This window comes from Lentzea fradiae (genome assembly GCF_900100955.1).
GTDB lineage: Bacteria > Actinomycetota > Actinomycetes > Mycobacteriales > Pseudonocardiaceae > Lentzea > Lentzea fradiae.
The window spans coordinates 449702-462352 of sequence record NZ_FNCC01000005.1 but is presented as its reverse complement, the minus strand read 5'-3'; the positions used below and the strand labels follow the sequence as shown (position 1 = coordinate 462352).

The window sequence follows — 12651 nt, the reverse complement described above, 5'->3', positions numbered from 1 at the left end:
GTGGCGCTCACGGGCCGCGCGGGCCTGCTCGCGCTCATCGGCGTCCTGGTGGTGGGACTGCTCATGCCGTCGTGGCAGGGCATCTTCGTCATGCTCGGCGTTGTGTTGCTGTGCGTGGCCGTGGATCTGGTGCTCGCCGCTGGCGTCCGACGGCTGACCTTCACGCGCGCAGGAGCGACCTCGGTGCGCACGGGCGAGTTGTGCACAGTGCAGCTGACGGTGCACAACCCCGGCCGTCGGCTGCGTGGCGTCCTTCGTGACGCGTGGGCCCCCTCCGCCGGTGTGGTGGCGGACAGGGTGCCTCTCGACGTGCCCGCAGGTGGCTCACGTGTGCTGTCGTTCGAGCTACGCCCCGTGCGTCGAGGCGACCGCACGGCCGACCGTGTGACCGTGCGTTCCCTCGGCCCGTTGGGCATCGCGGCACGACAGGGTTCACACCAGGTGCCGTGGACCGTGCGCGCGCTACCGCCGTTCCACAGCCGTCGTCACCTACCCGCTTTGCTGGAACGCCTTCGAGAGTTGGACGGCCGTCGCGCGTCGTTGATCCGTGGCGCCGGCACGGAGTTCGACTCGTTGCGCACCTACGTCATCGGCGACGACGTGCGTTCGATCGACTGGCGTGCGTCTGCCCGTTCGTCGGACGTGGTGGTGCGGACGTGGCGGCCGGAACGCGACCGCCAGGTGACGATCGTGCTCGACACCTCCCGCACCTCGGCGGGACGAGTCGACGGCGTGCTGGGTGGCCTGCCACGCCTCGACACGTCCATGGACGCCGCGTTGTTGTTGTCCGCCTTGGCATCGCAGGCGCGCGACCAGGTCGACTTCCTCGCGTTCAGCCACAAGGTCCGCGCCTCGGTGCCACGCGCCTCCCTGCCTGTGATGGTGCAGGCGATGGCACCGCTGGAAGCGGAGCTCGTGGAGTTCGACGCCCGCGGCGCCGTCTCGGAAGTGCTGCGCCGAGCCTCACGCCGTTCGTTGGTCGTGCTGCTGACGTCACTGGAACCGTCGATCGAGCACGGACTCCTGCCACTGCTGCCGTCACTGGCCGCACGACACCGTTTGCTGATCGCGTCCGTGTCCGACCCGGCGGTGCACGCGATGGCGTCCGGCCGTGGCGACCTGGAATCCGTATACGCAGCCGCTGCCGCAGAACGCACTTTGGCCGAACGCCGCCGTCTCACCGCATTGCTCGCACGGCACGGAGTAGAGGTTGTGGACGCACTGCCCGATGAACTGCCGCGCGCTCTCGCGGACCGCTATCTCTCGTTGAAAGCCGCCGGAAAGCTCTGACTTGTACCGGCTCCAAAAAGTACTTCTTTCGGGCCTGTTCGGACGGAAACGATGGGCGGAAAGTGTTGCCGCGCCTAGGTTCTGCGCATGCCACGACGAACGTCCAGCGTGGTGGGCCGGGAGTTCGGCAACGGCGTCCGCGCCGCCATCGACCAGACCCGGATGACCCACCGCAAGATCGCCCAGATGCTCGACTGGGACGAGTCCAAGCTCTCCGACGTGGTCAGGGGCAAGGGCGGGGTCACCGAGACCGAGGTGCTCCAGCTGCTCGCCTTCTGCCGCGTGCCTCCCGCCGAGGTCAAGCGCCTGATCGCCCTGTACCGGGAGACGCGCGAGAACGGGTACCTGAAGATCCCCGAGAACGGCGTCCCCGACCTCGTCCGCAGCCTCGTGGAGCAGGAACGCGAGGCCAGCGTGATCACCGTGTGGTCGATGAACCTCGTCCCCGGCCGCCTCCAGACAGCCGACTACATGCGTGCCATGGTCGCGGGGGCGGTGCGTTCGAAGGACGTCGACTATGAGGAGGTCATCGCCGCCCGGCTCGCTCGCCGCGAGTTGTTTCACTGGAGCCGCGACTTCGTGTTCCTCATCCACGAGCAGGCGCTGCGGCTGCCGATGGGAGGTCCGGAGGTGATGCGCGACCAACTGCTGCACCTCCTCGCGATGGCACAGCGGTCCTACATCACCGTGAGGGTCGTGCCGATCGCCAACGGCGCACATGCCTGGATCTCGGGTTCGTTCATGCGGCTCGAGTACGACAAGTTCGAGCCGGTGATCTACCTCGAAGGCGAGAGCTCCAGCCTCTTCCTGGAGGACAAGACCTCCCTGGCGAAGTACGCCGAAGTGTTGAAGCTGCTCGACCGGCAAGCCTTGGATGCGGAACAATCGAAAGAGCTGATCAACAGCATCCTGCCCTGAGGAGTCGCACGTGATCTGGCGCAAGAGCAGCTACAGCATCAACTCCAACGACTGCGTCGAGATCGGGCGGGGCGTGGGCATCCGCGACAGCAAGGCACCCGTCACCCACCTCCCCGTCGCACCGGCGGCCTGGTCCGCGTTCCTGCGCACCCTCAAGCGCTAGACGGTCAGCACGATCTTCCCCCGGAGGTGGCCGCGCGCGGCCCGTTCGTGAGCGGCCTGGGCGTCCTTCAGCGCGAAGGTGCTGTCGATGCCGACCCGCAGAGTGCCGTCCTCCAGCAGGCGGCCGATCTCGGCGAGCTGTGCGCCGTTCGACCTGACCTGGGTCAGGGTCACCGTGATGCCCAGGCGGGCGTTCTCCTCGTCGTCGAACTCGCCGAAGTACACCGGGTAGAGGGAACCCCCGCGCTTGATCGTCCGCAGGAAGCGCCTGCTGCGGGGGCCGCCCACGCAGTCGAGCACCAGGTCCACGTCGCGGACGACCTCCTCCGGGGCGACCTTCGTGTAGTCGATGAACTCGTCGGCGCCGAGGTCGCGCAGGAACGCCTCGTGGTCGCCTGACGCGACGGCGATGACGCGTGCGCCGCGCCACTTGGCCAGTTGCAAGGCCAGGTGGCCGACGCCGCCCGCGGCGCCGTTGACCAGGACGGTGCTCGTGGTGTCGAGCGGTGCGGGGGTGTGCTGGGCCTCCTGGAACGGTGACGGGTGGTCGTGGCCGAGGTCGATCAGGTACTGCCAGGCGGTCAGGCCGGACATCGCCACGGCGGCGGCGTGGTCGTGGCTGACGCCGGCTGGTTTGCGGGCGAAGTCCGTGGCGGGGGCGGTGACGTACTCGGCGTAGGCGGCGCCTTGGAGGGTCTTCGGGAAGTTGAGCATCGCGAAGACCTCGTCCCCGGCCGCGAAGCCCTCGACGCCTGAGCCCAGGTCCTCGACCACGCCCGAGACGTCGGTTCCCGGGATCAGGGGCAGGGTGACCGGCGGTTTCAGCTCGTCCGGCACGCCCGGCATGCCTTCGCGGGCGTACCAGTCGGGCGGGTTGGCGCCGATCGCGCGCATCCGGACGAGCAGTTCGCCCGGGCCCGGTTCCGGCTTCGGCGCCGTCTCGTAGCGCAGCACCTCCGGGCCGCCGTACTCGTGCAGGCGGACGGCGTTCATGGTCGATGACGACACGGGTTTCTCCAGATCAGGCGCGGTAAACTGCGAAGTGAGTCAGAGACCCGTTTTTCCGGGTCACTGACCCGAATATACGGGTCAGTGACCCGCTTGAGCAAGGAGTGCGATGAGGGCGGACGCGAAGGCCAACCACGACCGCCTGCTCGCCGTGGCCGGGGACGTCATCACCGAGCAGGGCACCGAGGCGTCGATGCGCGACATCGCGCGGCGGGCCGGGGTCGGGCTGGCGACCTTGCAGCGGCACTTCCCGAGCAAGGAGGCGCTGCTCGAAGCGCTGATGCGGTCCAGCTTCGACGAGCTGACCGAGCGGGCGGCGCAGGTCGAGGACGGCAACGCGCCCGACGAGGCGCTGATGCTGTGGCTGCGCGACTTCATCGCGGTGTGCACGAACTACCGCGGTGTCGTGTCGGCGATGGTGCAGGCGATCGAGGACCCGGAGTCGGCGCTGCACGAGTCGTGCGTCGCGATGCGCGGGTCCGGCGCGAGGCTGCTCACCCACGCTCAGGAGTCGGGTGCCGCCCGCACGGACCTCGACGGCGCCGACCTGTTCGCGCTGGTCTCGTCGCTGGTGTGGCTGAGCGACCAGCCGGGGCTGGAGAAGCGCGCCGAGCACCTGTTCGACGTGGTGATGGGCTCGATCGTGACGGGCCGGTCCTGACCGGCGCGGCCGGGCTCAGACGGTGACGGGGGCGACGTCCTCGCGTTCGCTCGCCTCGACGTCGCCGGTCTCGCCCTGCCGCGCGGCCCGCCTGCCGATGACGAACACGTAGAGCAGGAACAGCACCTCGGCGACGACCCCGATGCCGACGCGCGCCCACGTCGGCAGGCCGGACGGCGTCACGAACCCTTCCAGCACACCGGACACCAGCAGCACCACGACGAGTCCGAGCGCGACGGCGACCACCGAACGGCCTTCGGCGGCGAGCGCGGCGGCACGGGTGCGCGGGCCGGGGTCGATGACCTGCCAGCCCAGCCGCATGCCGATGCCCGCCGCGACGAACACCGCCGTCAGCTCCAGCAACCCGTGCGGCGCCAGCAGCCCGAGGAACAGCCCGCCGCGACCGGCGCCGAACATCAGGCCGACGCCGAGGGCGACGTTCACGGCGTTGCTGAGGAGCAGGTAGATCGGCGGGATCGCGAAGAGCACGCCCAGCAGCAGGCAGGCGGCGGCGATCCAGGCGTTGTTCGTCCACACCTTCGCGGCGAACGACCCGGCCGGGTCGCTGGAGTAGTACGCCTCGTAGGCGCCGCCCTCCTTGGTCATCTCGCGGATCTCGTCGGGGGCGGCGATGGCGGCCTGCACGTCCGGGTTCGTCGCGATCCACGCCCCGACCAGGGCAACGACCAGGTAGAACGCGAGGCCCGCCGGCACCCACCAGCGCCAGCCCAGGTAGATCGCGGCGGGCAGGCGGTGGGTGAAGAAGCGGGTGACCACGCGCCACGCCGGGGTGTGCGCGCCGGTCAGCGCCGCGCGGGCGCCCGCGACGAGGGACGAGAGGCGTTCGACGGTCGCCGGGTCGGGGGCCTGGCTGCGCACGGTCGACAGGTGCGTCGTGACGCGCTGGTACAGCTCGACCAGCTCGTCCGCCTCGGGACCGCTCAACCGGCCCGAGCGCTTCACGAGCTCGTCGAGGCGCTGCCACGACTCGCGGTGGCGGCCGATGAACACGTCGAGATCCACGATCAGTCACACTATCCGGGTGGGGGACCTGGTCACCGGTGAAGCCGTAGTTCTGGACCTGCGCGTGGCGAAGCTCGCGAGCAGGGCCATCGCGTTCGTGTTCGACGTGGCCGTGCAGTTCGGCCTGCTGCTGCTCGTGTTCCTGATCTCTCCCACCGACTTCGACAGCGCGCTGCAGACGGCGTTCGCGCTGGCGCTGACGGTGGCCGTGATGATCGGCTACCCGACGGCGGTGGAGACGCTGACGCGCGGCCGGTCGCTGGGCAAGCTGGTCATGGGGCTGCGCGTGGTGCGCGACGACGGCGGCGCGATCCGCTTCCGGCAGGCGCTGGTGCGCGCGCTCGGCGGGTTCGTCGTCGACTTCTGGATGCTCGGGCTGGGCGGCGCGGTCGCGATGTTCGTGTCGTTGTTCTCCGACAAGGGCAAGCGGGTCGGCGACTACCTCGCGGGCACCGTCGTGATCCACACGCGGGCGCCGAAGAAGGAGGTCGTGCTCGCCGGGATGCCGCCGGAGCTCGCGGAGTGGGCGGCCGGCCTCGACCTGTCGCAGCTGCCCGACGACCTGGTGCTCGCGGCCCGGCAGTACCTGGGCCGCCACTCCGAGCTGAGCGAACGGGCCCGGTACGACCTGGGCGTGCGGCTGGCGGACGACGTGGGCGCGGCGATCCGGTCGCCGCGCGCCCCGCAGACCGACCCGCACCCGTACCTGGCGGCGGTGCTGGCGGAACGGCGGCGACGCGCGGGAGGCTGAACCGGCTTCAGAGCCAGTCCGCCTCGATCCCCTTCGCACGCAAGGCTTCCAGCGTCTCCTCGTTGCCCGAGTAGAACAGCGTCATCGACTTCAGGTTCGGGAAGTGCCGCACGTCGGCGTAGTCGGCGATGTCGAACAGGTTGTCCTCGCCGTCCCAGTTCGGCGCGATCTCCAGGTAGATCTCGTTGCCGCCGTCCATCTCGATCTCGGTGATCTTCTCCGCCAGCTCGGCGGGGACCTCCAGCGCCTCGAAGTAGGCCAGCGCCTCGGGCACCGCCTCGAAGCTGCCGTCGTCGTAGGTGAAGCCCTGCTCGGCGGCGTACTCGCGCAGGTCGAACTTCGGCAGCAGGTCCTGGTTGTACATCAGCTCCTGCACGACGGCGAGCTTGAAGTTCAGGTCGGCGAACGGAATCGGCTGGCTCATCCCCGAACCATAGGTGACGCATGGTTCGGAGAAGTCACCCGGCACCGGCCAGCCGCAGCCGCTCCTCCCCTTGCTCCCGACCGGCACCAGCCCCGGCGGTGACGCGTTGGCGAACGCCGCCCCGGCCGCGCCGGCGATCGCGGCCTCCGGCTGGCAGCCGAGACTGTCCCAGTCGTGCACGGCCAGCACCTCGCCGTCGTGCCAGCGCAGGTTCTGCGCCTCGAAGTCCAAGTGCCCCAGCACAACCGGCAACCGGGTGGCCAGGAGCCGTTCGCTCTGGTCCCGTGCGTCGAGGAAGCCGATCGACGGCCACGGCCCCTGATCGGTGTGGTCCCACCGGGACCAGCGCGGGTTCGGCAGCGGCGGTCCGACGTGGACCTCGGCCAGCGCCGCCATGAGCCGGGCGAACACCTCGGCGTAGCGGCGGGCGGCAGAGGGCGTGGAGCCCAGCAGCATCTCGCCGCCGGGGATCGCCGCTTCGGCGTGCACGGCCAGCCCGCCGACCCGCACGATCGGGGTGATCGGGCGCGGGCAAGGGAACCCGCGTTCGGCCAGGACCGCCTGTGCTGTCAGGCAGGAGTGGGCGCGGCCGTCGTCCTCGCGGGCTTTGACGTAGACCTCGCGTCCGTCGGCGAGCCGCACGCCGTGGACCGAGGAGAGCGAGGTCCGCGAGTAGAACACCTCGGCCGGTGCGCTTCCCGGCCAGGAAGCGCACCACGCCCGCAGGTCCGGCGTCACGCGCCGAGGAGTTCCTGAAGCAGCAACGGGTTCATGTAGTCGTCGTAGCGCGCGATCTCGCCGTCACGCAAGTGGATGATCCCGATGGCGGTGAACGTGTAGTGGTCCTGCTTCACCTTGGACCAGCCGCGGTGGGTGATCTCGGTGACGATGACGTCCGGGTCGTCGGTGAGCCGGGTGATCGCCTCGACGTGCTGGACCTCGATCCTGTCGCGGACCCGTGCCCCTCTCATCTTGTCGAAGTAGGCGCGGATGGCGTCGCGGCCCTTGATCTCCGGCTCCTGGAACGGTGCCGGGAACCGGTAGGCCATCACGCCGTCCTCGGTGAACATGTCGGCGAACGACTCGTGGCTCTGCTCCCCCGCCACCTGCCTGCGGACGTGCTCCACGATCTGTGCCGGTGTGCGTCCCACGTCGTGCCCCCATCTCTAGAATCGGAACGGTGACCCCGGTTATGACGATGCGGAACGCACGCCCCGGTTGGCAACGATGAGGGCCGATGCCGCGCGAAATCGCGAGAAGGTGCTGGTGGCGGCACGAGAGCTGTTCGCGGAGAAGGGCTTCGACGTGCCGTTGGACGAGATCGCGGCGCGGGCCGGTGTCGGTCCCGGCACGGTTTACCGCCACTTCCCCACGAAGCAGGCGCTGTTCCAGGCCGTCACGGACGCACGCGTCTCCGCCATGATCGCGTCCGCCGCCGAACCCGCGGACGACCCCGGCGAGGCGCTGTTCGCGTTCCTCGCCAGGATGGCGGAGGAGGCGTCGGCGAAGCGGGACCTGTCCGACGCGATCACGGTGCCGTCAGAGCTGCGCGACAACCTGCACGCCGCGCTGGGCGGGCTGCTGACGCAGGCTCAGGAGGCCGGGGCCGTGCGTCGGGACGTCACGACGAAGGACCTGGTGTCGTTGATGAAGGGGCTGTTGCAGAGCCTGCACGACGGCGCGAACCCCGCCGTGCTGCTGGAGATCGTGCTGACCGGGCTTCAGTCGAGCCGGAAGCCGTAGGGCAGCTCCAGGCGGTGCCGGGCGAGCAGGTCGGCGTCGGCGAGGATCTCGCGGGTGGGACCGTCTGCGACGACCACGCCGTCGTCGACCAGCACGCTGCGCGGGCAGAGCTGCAACGCGAACGGCAGGTCGTGCGTGACCATCAGCATCGTGCGGTCCAGCGAGAGCAGCAGCTCGGCCAGCTCGCGGCGGGCGACGGGTTCGAGGTTCGCGGACGGCTCGTCCAGCACCAGGATCTCGGGGTCGCAGGCCAGCACGGACGCCAGCGCGACGCGGCGGCGCTGACCACCGGACAGGTGCAGCGGCGAGCGGCCGGCGACGGACTCCATTCCGACGGCCCGCAGCGCTCGCGCCACCCGGTCGTCCACGTCGGACATGCCGAAGTTGCGCGGCCCGAACGCCACGTCCTCGGCCACGGTCGGGCAGAACAGCTGGTCGTCCGGGTCCTGGAAGACCAGGCCGACGCGGCGGCGGATCTCGCGCAGGTTCTTCTTGGTGACTTCGAGACCGGCGATCGACACGGTGCCGGAGCCGCCGGAGTGCACGCCGTTGAGGTGCAGGGCGAACGTCGTCTTGCCTGCGCCGTTCGGGCCGAGCACCGCCACCCGCTCGCCGCGTTCCACCCGCAGGTCGATGCCGTAGAGCGCCTGGTGGCCGTCGGGGTAGGCGAAGGCGAGCTTCGAGACCTCCAGCGCGGGCGCGGCCGGGGTCTCCGGCACGATCGTCGCCGAACCTCCCGCACTGCCCGTCCAGCCGCGCGACACCATTGCGAGGTGCACCCTCTCTCCGCGTTCGTAGGACCGGATGAACAGCGTGCCGACCGCGCGTGCGGTGGCACCCGCCTGCCACAGGAACCGCGGGTCGTCACCGCGGGAGATGCGGGCGACGCGCATCCGTTTCGCCTCGCCCACCACGACCTCGCCGTAGCGGAGCATCAGAGTGGCGATCATGACCAGCGGCGCGGGCACCCGCAGGGTCTGCAGGCCCTTGAGCAGCTCGCCGGGGGCGGTGGTCGCGGCCAGTGTGAGGCTGACCAGCACGCCGAGCGTGCCCTTGGCCAGGATGTTCCAGCCCGCGAGCGTGCCCTCGACGGACACCGAGAACCCCAGGAAGTCGGTGCGCGGGTCCGTGCCGAAGATCGGCAGCAGGAACGCCAGCACCACGAACGGCACCTCGATGACCGCGCGCTTCACGAACCACAGCGCGGGCACCCGTGCCACCGACCACACCGCGACGATCAGCAGCAGGTAGAGCCCGAACAGCGGGAACCACGTGCGCGGGGTCGCCACGACGCCCAGCACCGCCCCGAACGCCACCAGGATCTTCACGTGGGGCGCGAGGCGGTGCACCGGCGAGTCGCCGGCGTGGTGCAGGACGTCGTGGGCGCCCGCCATCAGACGTTCGTGCGCTTGCGCAGGAACCAGAACAGGCCGAACGACAACGCGAGCACGACGACCACGCCGAGGATGCCCGCGAGACCGGTGAACGCGTCGTCGCCCCCCACGGCGTAGTCGGCGAACACGGTGTCCGACAGCGGGTGTTCCTGGGCGTGCTCGGCGATGCCGGTGTCCTCGACGGTCTTGTCCAGGCCGTCCGGGTCGCCCGAGGCGAAGTACGACAGCACGCCCGCGATCAGCAGGGACACCACCGCGAACCCGATGAAGAACTTCTTCACGACCGCACCTCCAGCGGCTTGCGGCTGCCCTTGAGCAGGTGGACCAGGTCGGGGCGGATCGCCGCGACCGACGTGACGGTCACGGCGGTGATCAGGCCCTCGCCGATGCCGATCAGCGCGTGCAGGCCCCACATCAGCAGCGCGACCTTGCCGATCTCGACCCCGCCGACGCCGCCGATCGCGTACTCGACGACGAAGCCGGTGGCGGCGACCAGCGTGTTGACGAACGCCGAGGTGAACGCGACGGCCGCGAGGCCGCCCTTGCCCCGTTCGGCGACCTTGCGCAGGGCAACGGCGACGAGGAAGCCCGCGGCCGTGCCGATCAGCGCCATGTTGGTGACGTTCGCGCCCAGCGCGGTGAGGCCGCCGTCCGCGAACAGCAGCGCCTGCACGACCAGCACGATCGTCACGCACAGCGCCCCGACGTACGGGCCGACCAGGATCGCCGCGAGCGCGCCGCCGAGCAGGTGGCCGGAGGCGCCGGGCAGGATCGGGAAGTTGATCATCTGGACGGCGAAGATGAACGTGGCCACCAGGCCCGCCATCGGCGCCGTGCGGTCGTCGAGGTCGGCGCGGGCCTTCACCAGCGCGAAGCCGACTCCCACGGCCGCGATGACGAGGAACACGACCGAGACCGGCGCGTTCAGCAGACCGTCGCTCATGTGCATGGCAACAGGTGACATGTCTGATCACGCTAATTGCCCTGGCTCGGCTGTGGCTAGAACTGTGCAACAACAATCTCACTGCAGGAAGGAGGTGGTTCTCACGCGGTCACACCCGGTGTTGTGACAACTGACGCCTCGTCACCACACCCCCGTCTGCCGTAACGTCCAAATTCGAACATCCGGGTGAACTGGGGACTAGTGGGGTGCGCGGTGGACCTTCAGCACTGGCTCAACGAGGCGCTGGCCAACCACGAGAAGTGGACCGCCGAGTACGGCTCGTTCACGCCGCACTCCTCGCTGCAGGTCGATCCGACGCTCTTCGGCTCCGCGCTCGCCGAGCTGCAGGACCGGCTGCGCGACAACTACCCGTTCTTCCACCCGCGCTACGCGGGCCAGATGCTCAAGCCGCCGCACCCCGCGGCCGTCGTGGGCTACCTGTCGGCGATGCTGGTCAACCCGAACAACCACGCGCTCGACGGCGGTCCCGCGACCGCCACGATGGAACGCGAGGTGGTCGCTGACCTGGCGACGATGTTCGGCTACGGCGAGGGTCACCTCGGCCACCTGACCTCCAGCGGCACGATCGCGAACCTGGAGGCGCTGTTCGTCGCCCGGTCCCTGCACCCGGACAAGGGCGTCGCCTACTCCTCCGAGGCCCACTACACCCATTCGCGCATGTGCGGGGTGCTCAGCGTGGAGGCGTTCCCCGTCGCCGTGGACGGCCGCGGACGCATGGACCTGGACGCTCTCGAAGAACTCCTGAAGACCGGCAAGGTCGGAACGGTCGTGGTCACGCCAGGAACCACCGCATTGGGTGCCATCGAACCGGTGCATCTCGTGCTGGACGTCGCACGCCGTTACGACGCGCGGGTGCACGTGGACGGGGCGTACGGCGGGTTCTTCACCCTGCTGGCGGGCACAGACCTGGCTCCGGAGCCGTGGCAGGCCATCGCCTCGTGCGACTCCGTGGTGGTCGATCCGCACAAGCACGGCCTCCAGCCCTACGGCTGCGGCGCCGTGCTGTTCCGCGACGCCTCCGTCGGACGCTTCTACCTGCACGATTCGCCGTACACCTACTTCACGTCCGACGAGCTGCACCTGGGCGAGATCAGCCTGGAGTGCTCACGGGCCGGGGCGGCCGCGGCGGGCCTGTGGCTGACGCTGCGGCTGCTGCCGCTGACCCGCGACGGGCTGGGCGAGGTGCTGGCGGCGGGACGGCGCGCGGCCGTGCGGTGGGCGTCGATGATCCGCGAGTCCGAAGGGCTGGAGCTCTACCAGGAGCCCGACCTGGACATCGTCACGTACTTCCCCCGCACGACCCCGCTGAGCCTGTCGGCCGTGGACGCCGCGTCCCACCGGGTGATGCAGACCGGCATGAACGCCGCCGTCGACCCTGTCTTCCTGAGCGTGGCACGGGCGTCGAAGGCGGCGTTCGCGGCGCGGCACCCGCGGGTGGAGGCCGACGCGGACGGGGCCAGGGTGCTGCGCAGCGTGCTGATGAAGCCGGAGTCGGAGGACTACGTCGACACCCTGCACGCGCGGGTGTCGAGCCTGCTCTGAGCGCCGCTCTCCGCGGCCCCGGACCACCGGCAACGCCGAAACGGGCGACTCACCCCCGGTGAGTCGCCCGTCCGGCGTGCCGTCAGCCGTGCTTGGCCCTGCGGCCAGAACGGCGCGGCGGCAGCGGCGTGTCCCCGCGCAGGTCGAGCCGGCGCTGCTCGCCGTTGGCCTCGAGGTGCGTGACGATGCGGCGCAGCATCTCCGCCAGCGACTGGGCCTCCGACGAGGCCAGCGGGCCGGAGACGAAGACCTCCTCCTCGTTGAACTTGGGGAAGAGGTCCGCCATCAGCTCCTCACCCTCGGGGGTGAGGCGCAGGACGGCGAGGCGGCCGTCGGTGGGGTGACCGAGGCGTTCCAGCAGGCCCCTGGACTGCAGCGTCTTCGCGACGCCCGTCAGGGTGCCCTTGGAGATGCCCGCCTCCTCGGCCACGTAGCGCGTCTCCATCTCGCCCCAGATCCACACGACCCAGAGCACGACGAAGCCGGTCCAGGTCAGGTCACTGGTGCGCAGCACCGAGTTCTCGAGGTGCTGGCGGATCGCGGTGGCGGCGCGGTGGACGTTCGAGATCGCCGCCATCTGCTCGCGATGCAGCGGCACCGAACCGAGCTTGGCCTGGACGGCCTTCTCGGTCTCGGCAATCGTGTGGTGACCAGACAACTCAAAGTCTCCCGTGCTCGAGCTCAGGTGTTCCCGGCACAATACTTGCGGTTCCGAACTATGTCTGTGATGTGGCCCGAGTCGGTCCGCAACCACTTTGATCACGATCCCAC

15 protein-coding genes and 1 pseudogene are annotated in these 12651 nt (G+C 69.9%); 7 read left to right on the top strand and 9 right to left on the bottom strand.

Features of this window, described 5'->3' with window-relative positions; all coding sequences use genetic code 11:
* The 3 genes from BLT23_RS14290 to BLT23_RS14280 all read left to right on the top strand — a co-directional run bounded on the left by BLT23_RS14290 (position 1) and on the right by BLT23_RS14280 (position 2371).
* Positions 1–1290 (top strand): DUF58 domain-containing protein, encoded by a 1290-nt coding sequence (locus BLT23_RS14290; protein WP_090049283.1) that lies wholly within the window; start codon positions 1–3, stop codon positions 1288–1290.
* A gap of 87 nt (positions 1291–1377) precedes the next feature.
* Positions 1378–2208 (top strand): DUF5753 domain-containing protein, encoded by an 831-nt coding sequence (locus BLT23_RS14285; protein WP_143035936.1) that lies wholly within the window; start codon positions 1378–1380, stop codon positions 2206–2208.
* A 10-nt stretch (positions 2209–2218) separates the two neighbouring features.
* A complete protein-coding gene (locus BLT23_RS14280) occupies positions 2219–2371 on the top strand; it encodes a DUF397 domain-containing protein (RefSeq protein ID WP_090049279.1) in 153 nt (50 codons plus the stop codon).
* Here BLT23_RS14280 and BLT23_RS14275 read toward each other — a convergent pair.
* The gene (locus tag BLT23_RS14275; RefSeq protein ID WP_090049277.1) at positions 2368–3363 is read right to left on the bottom strand and encodes an NADP-dependent oxidoreductase; all 996 of its coding nucleotides are present in this window, start codon (positions 3361–3363) and stop codon (positions 2368–2370) included. The genes BLT23_RS14280 and BLT23_RS14275 overlap by 4 nt on opposite strands.
* Positions 3364–3487: 124 nt before the next feature.
* Here BLT23_RS14275 and BLT23_RS14270 point away from each other — a divergent pair, with 124 nt between their 5' ends.
* On the top strand, positions 3488–4039 hold the full coding sequence (locus tag BLT23_RS14270) for a TetR/AcrR family transcriptional regulator (protein ID WP_090049275.1): 552 nt from the start codon (positions 3488–3490) through the stop codon (positions 4037–4039).
* A gap of 15 nt (positions 4040–4054) precedes the next feature.
* On the opposite strand, the gene BLT23_RS14265 is transcribed toward BLT23_RS14270, so the two are convergent.
* A complete protein-coding gene (locus tag BLT23_RS14265) occupies positions 4055–5062 on the bottom strand; it encodes a stage II sporulation protein M (RefSeq protein WP_090049273.1) in 1008 nt (335 codons plus the stop codon).
* Positions 5063–5081: 19 nt separating this feature from the next.
* On the opposite strand from BLT23_RS14265, the gene BLT23_RS14260 reads away from it, so the two are divergent.
* The gene (locus BLT23_RS14260; RefSeq protein ID WP_245743949.1) at positions 5082–5813 is read left to right on the top strand and encodes an RDD family protein; all 732 of its coding nucleotides are present in this window, start codon (positions 5082–5084) and stop codon (positions 5811–5813) included.
* A 7-nt stretch (positions 5814–5820) separates the two neighbouring features.
* On the opposite strand, the gene BLT23_RS41640 is transcribed toward BLT23_RS14260, so the two are convergent.
* Positions 5821–6975 carry a DUF6892 domain-containing protein gene (locus BLT23_RS41640; protein ID WP_245743948.1) on the bottom strand — a complete coding sequence of 385 codons (1155 nt, stop codon included), beginning with the start codon at positions 6973–6975 and terminating at the stop codon, positions 5821–5823.
* Complete coding sequence (locus BLT23_RS14245) at positions 6972–7388, bottom strand: nuclear transport factor 2 family protein (protein ID WP_090049270.1); 417 nt, start codon at positions 7386–7388, stop codon at positions 6972–6974. Before BLT23_RS14245 ends, BLT23_RS41640 begins: the two co-directional genes overlap by 4 nt.
* 76 nt (positions 7389–7464) lie before the next feature.
* Between BLT23_RS14245 and BLT23_RS14240 the strand changes: the two genes are divergently transcribed.
* Positions 7465–7980, top strand: a complete 516-nt coding sequence (locus tag BLT23_RS14240) for a TetR/AcrR family transcriptional regulator (RefSeq protein ID WP_090049268.1) — start codon at positions 7465–7467, stop codon at positions 7978–7980.
* Here the strand turns inward: BLT23_RS14240 and BLT23_RS41635 are convergent.
* From BLT23_RS41635 to BLT23_RS14225, 4 genes and pseudogenes are all read right to left on the bottom strand, one after another.
* The gene (locus BLT23_RS41635; RefSeq protein WP_245743960.1) at positions 7959–8747 is read right to left on the bottom strand and encodes an energy-coupling factor ABC transporter ATP-binding protein; all 789 of its coding nucleotides are present in this window, start codon (positions 8745–8747) and stop codon (positions 7959–7961) included. The two genes, BLT23_RS14240 and BLT23_RS41635, sit on opposite strands and share 22 nt — an antisense overlap.
* Positions 8736–9374: pseudogene (gene cbiQ / locus BLT23_RS41630) on the bottom strand (cobalt ECF transporter T component CbiQ); the annotation flags it as partial. The pseudogene cbiQ and the gene BLT23_RS41635, both read right to left, overlap by 12 nt.
* Positions 9374–9655 carry a PDGLE domain-containing protein gene (locus BLT23_RS14230; protein WP_090049264.1) on the bottom strand — a complete coding sequence of 94 codons (282 nt, stop codon included), beginning with the start codon at positions 9653–9655 and terminating at the stop codon, positions 9374–9376. The pseudogene cbiQ and the gene BLT23_RS14230, both read right to left, overlap by 1 nt.
* A complete protein-coding gene (locus tag BLT23_RS14225; RefSeq protein ID WP_090049262.1) occupies positions 9652–10338 on the bottom strand; it encodes an energy-coupling factor ABC transporter permease in 687 nt (228 codons plus the stop codon). Before BLT23_RS14225 ends, BLT23_RS14230 begins: the two co-directional genes overlap by 4 nt.
* A gap of 192 nt (positions 10339–10530) precedes the next feature.
* On the opposite strand from BLT23_RS14225, the gene BLT23_RS14220 reads away from it, so the two are divergent.
* Complete coding sequence (locus tag BLT23_RS14220; protein ID WP_090049259.1) at positions 10531–11880, top strand: pyridoxal phosphate-dependent decarboxylase family protein; 1350 nt, start codon at positions 10531–10533, stop codon at positions 11878–11880.
* Between the two features lie 82 nt (positions 11881–11962).
* On the opposite strand, the gene BLT23_RS14215 is transcribed toward BLT23_RS14220, so the two are convergent.
* Positions 11963–12538, bottom strand: a complete 576-nt coding sequence (locus BLT23_RS14215) for a MarR family winged helix-turn-helix transcriptional regulator (RefSeq protein ID WP_090049256.1) — start codon at positions 12536–12538, stop codon at positions 11963–11965.
* Positions 12539–12651: the final 113 nt, after the last annotated feature.